At 71.2% G+C, this 13,145-nt stretch carries 13 protein-coding genes; 9 read left to right on the top strand and 4 right to left on the bottom strand.

Annotation, left to right across the window (positions count from 1 at the left end; all coding sequences use genetic code 11):
* Nucleotides 1–44 precede the first annotated feature (44 nt).
* A complete protein-coding gene (locus ACYVF3_RS18405) occupies nucleotides 45–1,025 on the top strand; it encodes a hypothetical protein (RefSeq protein ID WP_461155458.1) in 981 nt (326 codons plus the stop codon).
* Here the strand turns inward: ACYVF3_RS18405 and ACYVF3_RS18400 are convergent.
* Nucleotides 983–1,540, bottom strand: a complete 558-nt coding sequence (locus ACYVF3_RS18400; RefSeq protein ID WP_461155457.1) for a PadR family transcriptional regulator — start codon at nucleotides 1,538–1,540, stop codon at nucleotides 983–985. The genes ACYVF3_RS18405 and ACYVF3_RS18400 overlap by 43 nt on opposite strands.
* A gap of 233 nt (nucleotides 1,541–1,773) precedes the next feature.
* Here ACYVF3_RS18400 and ACYVF3_RS18395 point away from each other — a divergent pair, with 233 nt between their 5' ends.
* Together ACYVF3_RS18395 and ACYVF3_RS18390 are read left to right on the top strand one after the other, a co-directional pair.
* Nucleotides 1,774–2,052 carry a hypothetical protein gene (locus ACYVF3_RS18395; RefSeq protein WP_461155456.1) on the top strand — a complete coding sequence of 93 codons (279 nt, stop codon included), beginning with the start codon at nucleotides 1,774–1,776 and terminating at the stop codon, nucleotides 2,050–2,052.
* Between the two features lie 34 nt (nucleotides 2,053–2,086).
* A complete protein-coding gene (locus ACYVF3_RS18390) occupies nucleotides 2,087–2,362 on the top strand; it encodes a YggT family protein (RefSeq protein ID WP_461155455.1) in 276 nt (91 codons plus the stop codon).
* A 51-nt stretch (nucleotides 2,363–2,413) separates the two neighbouring features.
* Here ACYVF3_RS18390 and ACYVF3_RS18385 read toward each other — a convergent pair whose 3' ends face one another.
* From ACYVF3_RS18385 to ACYVF3_RS18375, 3 genes are read right to left on the bottom strand one after another with little or no spacing between them, the layout of a single operon-like run.
* A complete protein-coding gene (locus ACYVF3_RS18385; RefSeq protein ID WP_461155454.1) occupies nucleotides 2,414–2,788 on the bottom strand; it encodes an MmcQ/YjbR family DNA-binding protein in 375 nt (124 codons plus the stop codon).
* A 40-nt stretch (nucleotides 2,789–2,828) separates the two neighbouring features.
* Nucleotides 2,829–4,337, bottom strand: a complete 1,509-nt coding sequence (locus tag ACYVF3_RS18380) for a glycerol-3-phosphate dehydrogenase/oxidase (protein WP_461155453.1) — start codon at nucleotides 4,335–4,337, stop codon at nucleotides 2,829–2,831.
* Nucleotides 4,338–4,342: 5 nt separating this feature from the next.
* Nucleotides 4,343–4,909 carry a TetR/AcrR family transcriptional regulator gene (locus tag ACYVF3_RS18375; protein ID WP_461155452.1) on the bottom strand — a complete coding sequence of 189 codons (567 nt, stop codon included), beginning with the start codon at nucleotides 4,907–4,909 and terminating at the stop codon, nucleotides 4,343–4,345.
* Nucleotides 4,910–4,926: 17 nt separating this feature from the next.
* On the opposite strand from ACYVF3_RS18375, the gene ACYVF3_RS18370 reads away from it, so the two are divergent.
* The 6 genes from ACYVF3_RS18370 (at nucleotide 4,927) to ACYVF3_RS18345 (ending at nucleotide 12,607) form a co-directional block, all read left to right on the top strand.
* Nucleotides 4,927–6,528: an FAD-binding oxidoreductase gene (locus ACYVF3_RS18370; RefSeq protein ID WP_461155451.1), complete on the top strand. Its 1,602-nt coding sequence runs from the start codon at nucleotides 4,927–4,929 to the stop codon at nucleotides 6,526–6,528.
* Nucleotides 6,525–7,403, top strand: coding sequence for a diacylglycerol kinase (locus ACYVF3_RS18365; protein ID WP_461155450.1), 879 nt, complete (start codon nucleotides 6,525–6,527; stop codon nucleotides 7,401–7,403). The genes ACYVF3_RS18370 and ACYVF3_RS18365 overlap by 4 nt, the downstream gene beginning before the upstream one ends.
* A 146-nt stretch (nucleotides 7,404–7,549) precedes the next feature.
* Nucleotides 7,550–8,026 (top strand): hypothetical protein, encoded by a 477-nt coding sequence (locus ACYVF3_RS18360; protein ID WP_461155449.1) that lies wholly within the window; start codon nucleotides 7,550–7,552, stop codon nucleotides 8,024–8,026.
* A 245-nt stretch (nucleotides 8,027–8,271) separates the two neighbouring features.
* Nucleotides 8,272–9,249, top strand: a complete 978-nt coding sequence (sbnA, locus tag ACYVF3_RS18355; protein ID WP_461155448.1) for a 2,3-diaminopropionate biosynthesis protein SbnA — start codon at nucleotides 8,272–8,274, stop codon at nucleotides 9,247–9,249.
* Nucleotides 9,246–11,729 (top strand): MFS transporter, encoded by a 2,484-nt coding sequence (locus tag ACYVF3_RS18350; RefSeq protein WP_461155447.1) that lies wholly within the window; start codon nucleotides 9,246–9,248, stop codon nucleotides 11,727–11,729. Before sbnA ends, ACYVF3_RS18350 begins: the two co-directional genes overlap by 4 nt.
* Before the next feature lie 197 nt (nucleotides 11,730–11,926).
* Nucleotides 11,927–12,607, top strand: coding sequence for a haloacid dehalogenase type II (locus tag ACYVF3_RS18345; RefSeq protein WP_461155446.1), 681 nt, complete (start codon nucleotides 11,927–11,929; stop codon nucleotides 12,605–12,607).
* The last annotated feature ends 538 nt before the right edge of the window (nucleotides 12,608–13,145 follow it).

The following is a 13,145-nucleotide window of genomic DNA, read 5'->3' as shown; positions in this document are numbered from 1 at the left end:
GCTCTAGTCTCACTGTTACTAGAGTCGGCCCGGGAGGTGAGGCTGTGACGGCTGCGCAGCACGCACCGTTCGGAACCGTTGCCCGAGTGGGTGACCTGGTGCAGTGCCACCTGTGCGGGCGCTGGTTCCGGTCGGTCCTCGCGCACCTGCGCTCGCACGGCTGGGACCACCTGTCCTACCGGCAGACGTTCGGCCTGGAACGCGGAGAATCGCTGGAAGGCTCCAGCACCGGCCTCCGTCGGGCGCGGGCGATGCGGACGCGCCGGGCCCTCGACCCGACCGTGCGCACCGGCGACCGGCTCGGCCGGCAGTGGGCGCGTTCGGGCGCCCTGGCCGAGGCCGCCGCGCGGGCCGCGCGCGGCCGCAAGCAGCCCCAGCAGCGACGGCTCAAGACCCTGCGGGCGCTCGCGGGGATCTCACGGCAGGCACGGGCCGAGGGCACCCGGCGCCGCTACCTCCGGCAGCTGCGGGAGACCGGGACCGAGGCCGCCGCGCGGCTGGGTTTCCCCGACATCGGCGCCCTCGTCCGGGATCGCACGGCCGCCGAGGCCAGCCTGGCCGGCATCAGCCGGGAAGCCGGGCTGCACAAGGACTGGCTCTCGCGCCACCTGGCCACGGTCGATCCGGACACGGCTCGGGCGGTCGCCGACGACGCGGCGCGATGCCGCCACGACGCGCGCTGGCTCCCGGTGATCCACCCGCTGGGATTCACCTCCGTGCGCGACTACCTCGCTGACAGGCACGTCGCGAAACATCGCTCGGTGCGCGCGATCTCGGTCGAAGCGGGCTTCAGCCGCAGCGCTGTCGAGACCGCCCTCGCCCGGCACGGCCTGGACAAGGCCGCGCACGCGACCACGCGACGGTCCTACGCCGAGCGGGCCGCGGCGGTCGCGGAGCGGTTCGGGTTCCCCGACCTCGACGCCTACCTCCGCGATCGGCGCGCGGCGGGGCTGAGCTGGCGGGCGATCGCCGCCGAATGCGATCAGTCGCCGTCCTGGGTACGGCGGCGAGCCCGACCGGCCTGAGAACCGGCCTCCGCGATCAGGTCCTCGACGAACCGCAGCGCGGACCCGGCGTTGGCGTGCCGCCACGCGAGCAGGACCGAGTCGAAACCCTCCTCCTGCTCGCGTTCGGCACCGATGGCGGCCACGATCGGTTCCAGCACGTCGCGCTGGGCGCGCAGCAGGCCCGTCGCGTCGAGGCCGCGCCGGTCGAGCAGGGCCAGCTTCATCAGCAGGTCCGAGCGCAGCTGCCGGACGTGCTCGCTGGGTCGCTGCAACCAGGCCTCCACCGCATCACGGCCGTCGTCGGTCAGCGCGTACACCGTCCGCTGTGGACCGGATCCGGATTCCACCGCCAGCGGCTCGATCTGGCCCGCGGACTCCACCCGCCCCAGCGCCCGGTAGATCACCGGCCGGGGAATCCGCCAGACCCGCCCCAGCGAACCGTCCGCACCGGTCAGAGCCGCGAGCGCGAAACCGTGCCGCGACCGCTCCCGCAGCAGCGCCAGCACCGTCCACTCCGGCAAACCCCATTCCACAGCCCCAGGGTAAACACCCCGCTCGCAGGTGAGAAGCCGACCATCCGATCCCCCGACCTGCGCACCTCGACAGCACTCCGCGGCCGTCCGCCGGCGAGCCGGAGAAGGCTCACGAACGTTCGCCCCACCGCCGCAGCCTGCCCCGCGCGTCTACCTGACCGTCGAGTGGAGCGGCTTCGAGCTGCACTTCCAGCGCACCCCTCGCGGCATGGAACCGTCCGATGAGGACGGTGGTGCGAGCATCGTGTTCGTGGACGCCGCCCGAGCCCTGCTACGCGGCCTGCGTCGAGGCGATGCGAGCCGCGCACGGCAAGATCCTCGCGAAGGGCCTGCAGGATCACCATGCCTTGGCCGGCCCGGTCAGCGTCGCAGCCTGGAGGAACAGGGCTGAGGACCCGGAGAACCCGCAGAGCGCCGGAGCGTTGATCGGCAGCTGGGGCGGGGGCATGCGCTCCGCGCGCGAAATCGGTGCGGTCGGCACTTTCGGCGGCCCGCCACCGTTGAGCAGGTGAAGGCCATGTTCGATCGACGACGGAAGGTTTCGCCATGAGCCTCATCGGCGCTCTGCTCGGCTACGCGTTGACCGCGTACCTGCTGCTGCTGATCGCTCGGCTGGTGCTGGATTGGGCACATGTGGCCACCACGGGACCCCCGTGGGTGAGACGCGCCCGCGAGCTGTCCCACAAGACGACGGAACCCATGATCGCCCCGGTACGGCGGGTGCTGCGACCGGTGCGCCTCGGTGGGATCTCCCTCGACCTGGCGTTCACCGCGGTGTTCGTCGTCGTGCTGGTACTGCGCTCATTCGCCTTCGCCCTCTGACCCCGGCGCTCGCTCGTTCGACCGAGCAGCACGTCCGCGCGGCAGGCGAGCTCAACCCCGGCTGAGCCCGAGCCAGCCGAGCTTCTCCCGCTCTCGGCGGGGCAATCCGGCCACGACGAGGTCGTAGGAGTCCTCGATCATGTCCCGCACCAGCAGGTCCGCGACGACGTCGTTGACCACGACGGTGTTCCAGTGGCGCTTGTTCAGGTGGTAGCCGGGCAGGACGGCCGACGGGTAGGTGGTCCGCAGGTACACCGCCAGATCGGGCTCGCACTTGAGGCTCACCCGCAAGGGCTCGGCGTCCAACCTGCTGATCGCGAAGAGCTTGCCCGCCACCTTGAAGACGCTGTTGGCCTCGTCGAACGGGAATTCCTCCCGCGAGCCGGGCAGTGCCAGGCACGCGGACTTGAGCTCCTCGGGCGTCATGCCACCAGCGTAAGCGGCGCACCGACAAGAACACCGGTTCTCAGGCGCTCGCGTTCAGCGCCTCCTCGGCCGCCTTCGTCGCTCCCTCGCGGTCGGCCGCGACCAGACCGAGCCGGGTGCGCCGGTCCAGCAGGTCGGAGACGTCGAGGGCGCCCTCGTGCCGCACCGCGAAGCGCAGTTCGGCCGGGGTGACGTCGGTGCCGTCGATCGGTTCCAGGATCCGGCGGTCGTCGGCCGCCTCGGCGAGCACGGCCGCGGCCTCCGTCCCGTAGCGGGAGACCAGCCTGCTCGGCGCGTCCACGAGGGACAGCTGCGCCGGCGACGCCGCCCCGACGAGCGGCAGATCGCGCGTGCGGCACGGGCGACCGGTCAGCGCGGCCGCGTCCACGGCGTCCTGCGCCATCTTCCGGTAGGTCGTGAGCTTCCCGCCCACGACGCTGATCACGCCGTTGTCTCCCGTGAGCACCGCGTGCTCGCGGGAGAGGTCCGAGCTCCGGCCGTCGCCGCCGTCCAGCAGGGGGCGCAGGCCGGAGTAGGTGCCGAGCACGTCCTGCTCGCGAATCGGCCGCGCCAGCACGGAGTTGACCGTGCTCAGCAGGAAGCCGACCTCGTCCGCCGAAGCGGTCGGCACGTCCGGGATCGGGCCGTCCTGCTCCTCGTCGGTGAGTCCGATGTAGACCCTGCCGTGCCCGGCGGGCAGCGCGAACACGAACCGGTTCGTGGTGCCGGGCACCGGAACCGTCAGTCCCGCGTCCAGCCCGCCGAAGACCTCGTCGGACACGACCAGGTGCGTGCCCCGGCTCGGGCGCAGGCGCAGTCCGGGCGCCACCTCACCCGCCCAGACCCCGGCGGCGTTGATCACCTTCCGGGCGCGGACCTGCACGGCCTCGCCGGTCAGCTGGTCGCGCAGCACGGCACCGTCGCCGGTGACCTCCTCCGCCGCGCACCGCGTCAGGACCCGAGCGCCGTGCGCCGCCGCGGTCCGCGCGATGCCGACGACCAGCCTCGCGTCGTCGACGAGCTGACCGTCCCAGGACAGCAGCCCACCGCGCAGCTGGTCCTGCCGCACCGTGGGAGCCATCCGCCGGGTCTCGACGCGGGAGACCCAGCGCGGTGGGGCCAGGACCGATCCGGGTGTCCGGGAACCGCGGCGCAGCAGATCGCCCGCGACGAACCCGGCGGCCACCAGCGCGGCCTGCTTCGCCCCGACCCCGGGAACCAGCGGCACCAGCTGCGGGAGCGGGCGGACCAGGTGCGGAGCCGTGCGCTGCATGAGAACCCGGCGCTCGACGGCGCTCTCGTAGGCGATGCCGACCTTGCCGGAGGCCAGGTAGCGCAGGCCGCCGTGCACCAGCTTCGAGCTCCACCTGCTCGTGCCGAAGGCCAGGTCGTGCTTCTCGGCCAGCACCACGCTCAAGCCGCGCGACGCGGCGTCCAGAGCGACGCCAGCCCCGGTCACGCCGCCTCCGACGACGAGGACGTCGACCTGTCCCCCGTCGGCGAGGTCGGTCAGGTCTCGGGTGCGCTGTGCGGCGTTCAACGAGGTCATCGGGTTCACTCCTGGGGCCGGAGGTAGTTGTCGAGCACGGTGCGCAGCTGCGCGTCGAGGCGTTCCGGCGGCAGCGAGTCGGACACGACGCGCGCGGACAGGACCGCGGACTGCACGAGCAGCAGGACCATCGCGGCGAGCTCGTCGGGGTCACCGGACCTCATCGTGCGGTGCGCCTGCCCGCTGCGGATCGCGGTGGCGAGCACCTCCAGGATTCGCTGCTGGCTGGTGCCGAGCCGGTCGAACACGTAGGTGATCAGCAGTTCCGGGTCGGTTTCGAGGATCTTGATGAACAGCGGGTGCTGCCGGATGGTCGAGGCGGTCCGCACGATCCCGTCGAGACCGCGGTCGAGGGAACCGTCCTCGACGTCCTCCGGGAGCAGGCCGACGAGTTCCCGGGTGAGCAGGTCCGCGGACAGCGTCCGCACGTCGGCCCATCGCCGGTAGACCGTGGGGCGGCTGACCCCTGCCCGGCGCGCGACCTCGGCCAGCGTGGTGCGCCGCATCCCGACCGCGAGCACGCACTGCTCGGCCGCATCCAGGATCGCATCGTCGTTACGACTTGACGTCATGTGTAAAACTGTAACGCATGACTGAGCTCGAACACCGCACCCCGGAGCAGGAGTGGAACGCCTGGGGCACCGCCGAGGGCGCGAGCCCCGTGCCCGAAGACGTCCGCACCCTGCTGGAGCAGTTCCTCGGTGTGGTGCGCCGGGACACGCCTTCGGTGGACCGGTCGCAGGTGCGCGTGCGGGCCTCGCAGCTGCCCGAGGAGGCGCGCGCCGCGCTGACGGCGATCGTCGGCGAGGACGGCGTGCGCACCGACGACGACACCCGGCTGCTGCACACCGGCGGCAAGAGCACTCCCGACCTGCTGCGCCGCCGCTCCGGTGACGCGGAATCCGCGCCGGACGCCGTGGTGCTCCCGGCCTCCCACGAGCAGGTGCGCGCGCTGCTGGCGCTGTGCGCCGAACGCCGAATCGCGGTGGTCCCCTTCGGGGGTGGGACCAGCGTCGTCGGCGGCCTTGAACCCGAGCGCGGCGGTTTCGGCTCGGTGATCGCCTTGGACCTGCGCCTTCTGGACGAGCTGGTGGCGCTCGACGCGGAGTCCCAGACGGCGACCTTGCAGGCCGGGCTGCGCGGCCCGGAAGCCGAAGAGCTGCTGGGCCGGCACGGCTTCACCCTGGGCCACTTCCCGCAGAGCTTCGAGCACGCCAGCATCGGCGGCTTCGCGGCCACCCGCTCCTCCGGCCAGGCCTCGTCCGGGTACGGCCGGTTCGACGCGATGGTGCAGCGCTTGCGCGTCGCGACCCCGAACGGCGAGCTCGACCTCGGCCGCGCCCCCGGTTCGGCGGCCGGGCCGGACCTGCGCCAGCTCTTCCTCGGTTCGGAGGGCGCGTTGGGGATCATCACCGAGGTGACGGTTCGCGTGCACCCGAAGCCTCAGGAGGTGACAGCCGAGGCGTGGTCGTTCCCGGACTTCGCCACGGGCACCCGGGCGTTGCGCGTGCTGGCGCAGAACGAGGCGCTGCCCACCGTCGCCAGGCTCTCCGACGAGGCCGAGACGATGGTCAACCTCGCCTCCGCGCACGACGTCGGCGGCGGGGAGCAGTCGGGCGGGTGCTTGATGATCACGCGCTACGAGGGCGCTCGCGTCGCCGTCCACGAGCGCGTCAGCCGGCTGCTGGCGGAGTCCGGAGGCACCTCGCTCGGCGCGGGCACGGCGGAGAAGTGGAACGACGGCCGCTTCCACGGCCCGTACCTGCGGGACGCGCTGCTCGACGTCAACGCCGTCGTGGAGACGCTGGAGACCGCCAACACCTGGTCCGAACTGACCCGCACCTGCGAGGCCGTCCGGGAATCGCTCACCGAATCGCTGCAGGCGCAGGGCACTCCGCCGCTGGTGCTGTGCCACATCTCGCACGTCTACCCGACCGGGGCGTCGCTGTACTTCACCGTGGCCTTCGCGCGCGGCGAGGACCCGACGGCGCAGTGGTGGCAGGCCAAGCGCGCGGTCGGCGACGCCATCATGCGGTCGGGGGCCACCATCACCCATCACCACGCCGTGGGCACGGACCACCGCGCGTGGATGACCGACGAGATCGGCGAGCTCGGCGTGTCGGTGCTGCGCGCCGTCAAGTCCACCGTGGACCCCGTCGGGGTGCTGAACCCCGGCAAGCTGATCCCGTGATCACCGACATCTCGCTGCTGGTCAACCCGAAGTCGGGGCAGGGGCGCACCGCGGCCATCGCGGTGCGCGCCCTGCGGTACCTGCGGGAGCGCGGGGTGTCGACGACCGTCCTGGTGGGCCGGGACGAGGCAGATTCGCTCGCGCTCGCGCGGCGAGCCGTCGACGCGGGCACGAGCGCGCTGGTGGCCTGCGGCGGCGACGGGATCGTCAACCTCGCGCTGCAAGCGGTCGCCGGAACCACGACGCCGTTCGGGGTGATCCCCGGCGGAACGGGCAACGACCACACCCGGATGCTGGGCATCCCGCGTCACGACCCGGTCACCGCCGCCCGAGCGCTGCTCGACGGAGCGACGCGCCCGATCGACCTCGGGCGCGTCGGCGACCGCTGGTTCGGCACGGTGTTCTCCGGCGGTTTCGACGCCCTGGTCAGCGAGCGCACCAACCAGCTGACGTGGCCGCACGGCAAGCTCCGCTACAACCTCGCGATGGTCCTCGAACTGGCCGCGCTGCGCCCGCTCGACTACGTCCTGGAGCTCGACGACCGGCGACTGTCGATGCGGGCGATCCTGGTCGCGGTCGGCAACGGCCAGACCTACGGCGGCGGCCTGAAGATCTGCCCGGACGCGGAACCCGACGACGGCCTGCTCGACGTCACCGTCATCGCGGCGGCCAGGCGCGACCAGCTCGTCCGCCTCCTGCCCACGCTCTACACCGGCACGCACGTCGACCACCCGCTGGTGACGACCTACCGCGCCCGCCGGGTCCACCTCTCCACCCCCGGCGTCGTCGGCTACGCCGACGGCGAGCGCTTCGGGTCACTACCGGCGACATGCGAATGCGTCCCGCGCGCCGCCAACGCCCTCGTCCCCGCCTGAGAACTGTTGCGGAGTTCTCCCGCGCGAATCGGCATGAGCGAATTTCCCAGCAGGGACATCGACTTCGGAATCAGTGGTGTGAGAGAGGGCATACCGCTTCGCCGCGTTTCCACGCCGTCTCTAGTGTGGTGCCCGTGAGGAAGTCGATGACACGGCAACACGACCTGGGGAAGCTGCTCGTGCTTCCCCTGCTCGTGCTGGGCTTTCTCCTCGTGCCGTTCGTCCTCCTCCCGGCGCACGCGCTTCCCGGGCACGCCGAGCTGATGTCCGCGTCGCATTCCACGACCGGGCACCACGGCGAAGAAGGCGAGCACGAGCACACCGATGGCGCAGCGCCCGCTGCACCCGTCGGCGCAGCCTCACCGGGCCATGAGCACGGTCTCGAACACGGGGCGCCGCACTGCGACGCCGGGCCGAACTTCAGCGCCGTCGTCCTCACGAGGCCGCTGAGCAGTTCAGCTGACCTGGACCTCGTCCTGCTCGCGCTGACCTTCGCCGCAACGGCGGCACTGCTGCTCACGCAGGCCGCCTGGGCGCCGCGACTCCGGCACTGGCTGTCGCGACCACCGTGGAGACCATCCGGAACCGCTTTCCTCCACTTGGCGTGCATCGCGCGAATCTGATCTCCGCGAAGGGCACTCGTCCGCTCGGACGCGGCTGAACTCCTCCTGAACGCTCACTCGTGCGTTCCTGAATTCGCCTCGCCGCACTTCGACGCCGGACGGTGCCCGTTCGCGCGACGATGACGCCATTCCCCGTTCCCGCCGACCTCCGGCGTTCGCGTCGTCGTACGCGCATCGGTTCACGCTTTCCGCTCTTTCATCGCGGTGGCGCACCGAAGTGCGCCCCGAAGACTCGGAGGTTCGCAGTGATCCACGATTCGGTGATCGGTTGTGTCGGTTCGACCCCGATGGTGCGACTCAGCCGGTGTTTCCCCGAACCAGAAGTGGAAGTGCTCGCCAAGCTGGAGATGCTCAACCCGGGCGGCAGCATGAAGGACCGCCCAGCGCGGTTCATCGTCGAGCAGGGCTTGGCCGACGGGACGTTGCGTCCCGGCATGCGGCTGGTGGAGAGCACCTCCGGCAACCTCGGCATCGCCCTGGCCATGGCGGCCGGCTTGCACGGGTTGTCGTTCACCGCCGTGATCGACCCCAAGACCTCTCCGATCAACCTGCGCCTGCTGGAGCTCTTCGGCGCTGACGTCGAGATGGTCACCGAGCCGGACGAAGCAGGTGGCTACCTGCACTCGCGCGTCAGCCGGGCACAGGAGCTCGTCCGGTCGATTCCGCATGCGACGCAGATCAACCAGTACGCCAACGAGCTGAACTGGCGCAGCTACCACGAGACGGCCGGTGAGGAGATCCTCGACGCGGTCGAAGGCCCGATCGACTACCTGGTGGCAGCGGTGTCCACGACCGGGTCCATCCAGGGCATCGCTCGGCGCCTGCGCCAGGAGCACCCGGATCTCAAGGTCATCGCCGTCGACGCGGTCGGTTCGGTCATCTTCGGCGCCCCACCCGGGCCGAGGCAGATCCCCGGTTTCGGGGCCAGCCGAGTCCCGGAGATCTACGCCCCGGGAGAGATCAACGACGTCCTGCACGTCGCTGACGCGGAGTCGGCAGCGGGATGCCGGCGGCTGCTGGCCACCGAGAAGGTCTTCGCCGGAGGCTCGTCGGGCGCGGTCATCGCCGGAGTGGAGCACCTCGTCTCCAGGCTCACCGGCCCGGCGCGCATCGTGACGGTGCTGCCCGACCGCGGCGAGCGCTACCTGGACCTCGTGTACGACGACGAGTGGGTCGCCGACCTGCCCGACCCGTGGCAGGAGCCCGAGGCGGTGACACCGTGACCCGAGCACTGCGCACGCAGCCCACCTCGTCACCGCGGTCGCCCGAACCCGAGGACGGTCGCGGCCGCAACCTCCTCCTGCTGTGGGCAGGGCAGTTCGTCAACACCGCCGGGCTGATGATGTTGGTGCCGATCATGCCGTTCTACCTGCGGCAGATCGGCACCAGCGGCGTCGCCGAAACCCAGACCTGGGCCGGGGTGGCCATCGCTGCCCCGGCGCTGGCGCTCACCGTCGCCACCCCGCTGTGGGGCCGGCTGGGAGACCGCATCGGCCGCAAGTGGATGGTGGTGCGGGCACTGCTGGGACTGGCGGTGGCCATGGTCGTCATGGCCACCGCCGGCAACCCGCTGCTGCTCGTGGCCGGTCGCCTGCTGCAGGGCACGCTAGGCGGAGTCGTCGAGGCCGCCGCCGCGTTCGCCGGATCCACCGGATCGGACGAGAAGCGCGGCTCGTCCCTGGGCAAGTCGTTCAGCGCCACCGCAGCGGGAGCCTTGGCCGGTCCCATCGCGGGCGGCCTGTTCGTCAGCTCCGGCGGCCTGCCGCAACTCATGCTCGTGATCGCCGGAGCCGCGACCGGGCTGGCTGCGATCAGCGCCGCGGGTCTGCGCGAGCCCGCGCGCGGACCAGCCGCCACGAGCAGTGGCGAGCCCGCAGCGCGGCAACGGCGTCGTCCCTCGGTGCGGGAAGTTCCCGGGGCCGCAGCGCTGGCCCTGGCCGCGATCGCGGCCTACTTCGGCGCCTACGGCCTGATCCCGGTCTACGCCGAGCACGTCGAAGGCGTCGTCGCCGATCGAGGCGGCGCGAGCCTGTGGGTCGGCGTCCTGCACTCGGTGATGTGGGGGGCGACCCTGCTCGGCTCGTTCTGGTGGGGCAGGCGCAACGACCTCACCGGTCGGCCGCTGCGCACCTTCGCGCTCAGCGCCGGTGGGTGCGCGGCCTCCATCGCAGTCGTCGCCTTGCCCCTGGATCCCTACGCGATGATCCCGATGCGCCTGGTGCAGGGCTTCTGCTTCGCCGCGCTGGCCCAATCTTTGTTCCTGCACTTCAGCAAGCACGCTCCGGCCGACCACAGGAGCGCGTTCGTCAGCACCGCCAACAGCTACCTGCTCATCGGCCAATCCGCGGGCCCGCTGCTGGCCGGGCCGCTGGTCGGGCTCATGCCCGTCCCCGGTGCCGTGCTCATCATGGCCGGAGCGTGCGCGCTGGGATGCCTGCTGGCCCTCGCACCGTCCGCGGGGGAACGGCGTTCCCGCGAGGAGCACCCCCGCGACGTGAGCGCGGCCGAGGAAGTCGACGAGCTGACCCGGCCGATCCCCGCCGTCGCGTCGTCGCGCAACGGAGTCGCCATCGCCCCGTTCCGCGGCTGGCGCGTCACCCAGCAGCACCTCGACGCGCTCGCAGGCCGACACGCGACTCCGTGGAACGAGACCCGCTCGGCTGGAGGAACTCTGGCGGAGTGGCAGCGCAGCGGCAGGATCGTCCAGGACCGACGTCCCGCGCTCTACGCCTACGAGCAGTTCGGGCCGCACGGCACCCTCCGCGGCGTACTGGCCTCGGTGCACCTGGACAGCGGGCTGCTGCCCCACCAGGACGTCCTCCCCGAACACGTCCAGCGGCTCACCGACGTCATGGCACGCCACCGGGCCAACCTCGACCCCGCCCTGCTCGGCTTCTCCGGCGATGGCCGCACCACGGCCTGCGTTGACGATGCTGCTCACCGCTCGCCGGTCACCGAAGCACTGGGCCACGACGGCCAAACGCACCGCCTGTGGCCCATCACCGATCACCTGCAGCAGGAACAGATCATCGGCGAGCTGGACGATCGGGCCGCCTTCATCGCCGACGGCCACCACCGCCACGCCGCGGCACGGCAGCACCGGCGCACAGCCCACGCCGCCGGGCTGGGCCCGGGCCCGTGGGACCACTTCCCCGCCTTGCTGGTCGACGTCACCACGACCCCGATGAGCCTCGCCCCCGTCCACCGCGTGCTGCCCCACCTCGACCCGCGCCGGGCACTGCAGACGGCCTCCCACCGGTTCCGCGTCACCCGGATGCACGGCGGGATCGCTGACTGGACCTCGATGCTCAAGCACCACGCGAAGCGCGGGCCGTCCTACGTCCTGGCCACAACACGCGGTGGATTCCTGCTCACCGCACCCCGACCGCGCTTCCTGGACGCAGCGCTGGAAGGCACGCCCGCAGCACTGCGCACGATGGACGTCGCGATCCTGGACACGGCGCTGCTCGACAACGTGTGGCAGATCCCGGACCGCCCCGGACACGTCCACTACGAGCCGAACCCCCACGCCGCCCTCCGGGTGGTCCGCGACAGCGGAGGCGTCGCCGTGCTCACCGCTCCCCCCACCCAGAAGGACCTCACAACCGCTGCCACTTCAGGAATCCGCCTACCTCCCCGGTCGACGTCGTTCGGACCGAAACCACACCCGGGCCTGGTGTTCCGGACGTTCGGCGACCGCTGAGAGACCAGTCCCGCAGGAACCTGATTGCCGTGCGGTTTGGCCGGAAACCCGAGCTCACCGCGAGGTCATTTCGCGGCGTGTGGATCACCGCGATGTCGGGGAGCATGAGGACGTCGCCGACGATGCGTTCCCGGTCCAGGCACGCGTCGTCGGCTGCGACGTCTTCGCGGAGAACGAACACCGAACAGGAGAACGCGATGCCCACCCGACCTCGCACGGTGGCGTTCGACGTCGTCGAAACGCTCCTGTCCCTGGAACCGCTGCGGCCCCGGTTCGCCGACGCGGGTCTCCCACCCGAACTGCTGGAGCGCTGGTTCGACCGGCTCCTGCGCGACGGCATGGCCTTGACCCTCGCCGGTGACTACGCGAACTTCCCCGCCGTCGCCGCGGCTTCGCTGAAGACGCTCGCCCGCGGCGACCTCGACGACGACACCATCGCCCACGTCCTGGCGGGATTCCACGACCTCCCGGCACATCCCGACGTCGAACCCGCCATGCGTGCGCTCTCCGACGCGGGCATCTCCATGGTCTGCCTGAGCAACGGCACCGCCGAGACCACGACCGGGTTCCTGGAGCACAACGAGCTCGATCACCACGTCGACCAGGTCATCAGCGTCGCCGACGTCCACAGCTGGAAGCCGCCCGTCCGCGTCTACGAGCACGCGCTCCACGAGATCGGCCGAGCCTCGCACGAGGTCGCCCTGGTCGCGGTGCACGCGTTCGACTGCCACGGCGCGAAACGGGCCGGGCTGACCACCGGCTGGGCCGACCGCCTCGAAGGCCACTACAGCGAGGTCTTCACCCCGGCGGACGTCGTCGGAGGCGATCTCGTCGACGTCGTCCAGCAGCTCGCAGCGCTGCCACCCGCGGCGGGCTGAGCACCGCCCGCACCAGCGGGTCCACCGGAGTTCGCCCGCTACGACGCTCTCCCGCGCCGCACCGCCCGAATCGCGGCCAGCGCTCGTGCATGTGGGGCGAGACCACCGTGACCGACGGCAGCCGACGCAGGGAGCGCACCGATCTCAACCGGGAGACGTCTCGGTGCCGACCGGGCCGCACATTGTTACCAATCGGTAGACAGGACAGGCGATCAGCGGGGAGGATCACCTCCCGGACGACTTCTCGCCTCCTGGGCGGCCCAGATCTCCATTTCTGGCTTTCCTTTCGTAGCGGAACCGAATGAGGATTGGTCGTTTCGCAATTTTTCTCCACGTTGTTATCGAGCTCGATTCGAGCCGACCACTCAGCCCGTGTCGTGGCTCACCGGAATCACCATCCCGAAACAAGAATTCATCTCATCTATGCCTTTCACCAGCGTCTATCACGACGATCAGGCCCATTCCCCAACGTTTCCCCTAAGAGCCTGTTCCTGAACTTGATCTTGGGTGGTGGGTGGGTGCGGGCATGAGAAGGGAC

This window comes from Saccharopolyspora tripterygii, assembly GCF_054778355.1.
This window is presented reverse-complemented; position numbering and strand designations above follow the sequence as displayed.

Coding starts and splice junctions, on each gene's coding strand:
- ACYVF3_RS18370 (WP_461155451.1), top strand. CDS start 4,927: ATGACTGAGCTCGAACACCGCACCCCGGAGCAGGAGTGGAACGCCTGG.
- ACYVF3_RS18385 (WP_461155454.1), bottom strand. CDS start 2,788: ATGACGCCCGAGGAGCTCAAGTCCGCGTGCCTGGCACTGCCCGGCTCG.
- ACYVF3_RS18375 (WP_461155452.1), bottom strand. CDS start 4,909: ATGACGTCAAGTCGTAACGACGATGCGATCCTGGATGCGGCCGAGCAG.
- ACYVF3_RS18345 (WP_461155446.1), top strand. CDS start 11,927: ATGCCCACCCGACCTCGCACGGTGGCGTTCGACGTCGTCGAAACGCTC.
- ACYVF3_RS18390 (WP_461155455.1), top strand. CDS start 2,087: ATGAGCCTCATCGGCGCTCTGCTCGGCTACGCGTTGACCGCGTACCTG.
- ACYVF3_RS18380 (WP_461155453.1), bottom strand. CDS start 4,337: ATGACCTCGTTGAACGCCGCACAGCGCACCCGAGACCTGACCGACCTC.
- ACYVF3_RS18360 (WP_461155449.1), top strand. CDS start 7,550: ATGACACGGCAACACGACCTGGGGAAGCTGCTCGTGCTTCCCCTGCTC.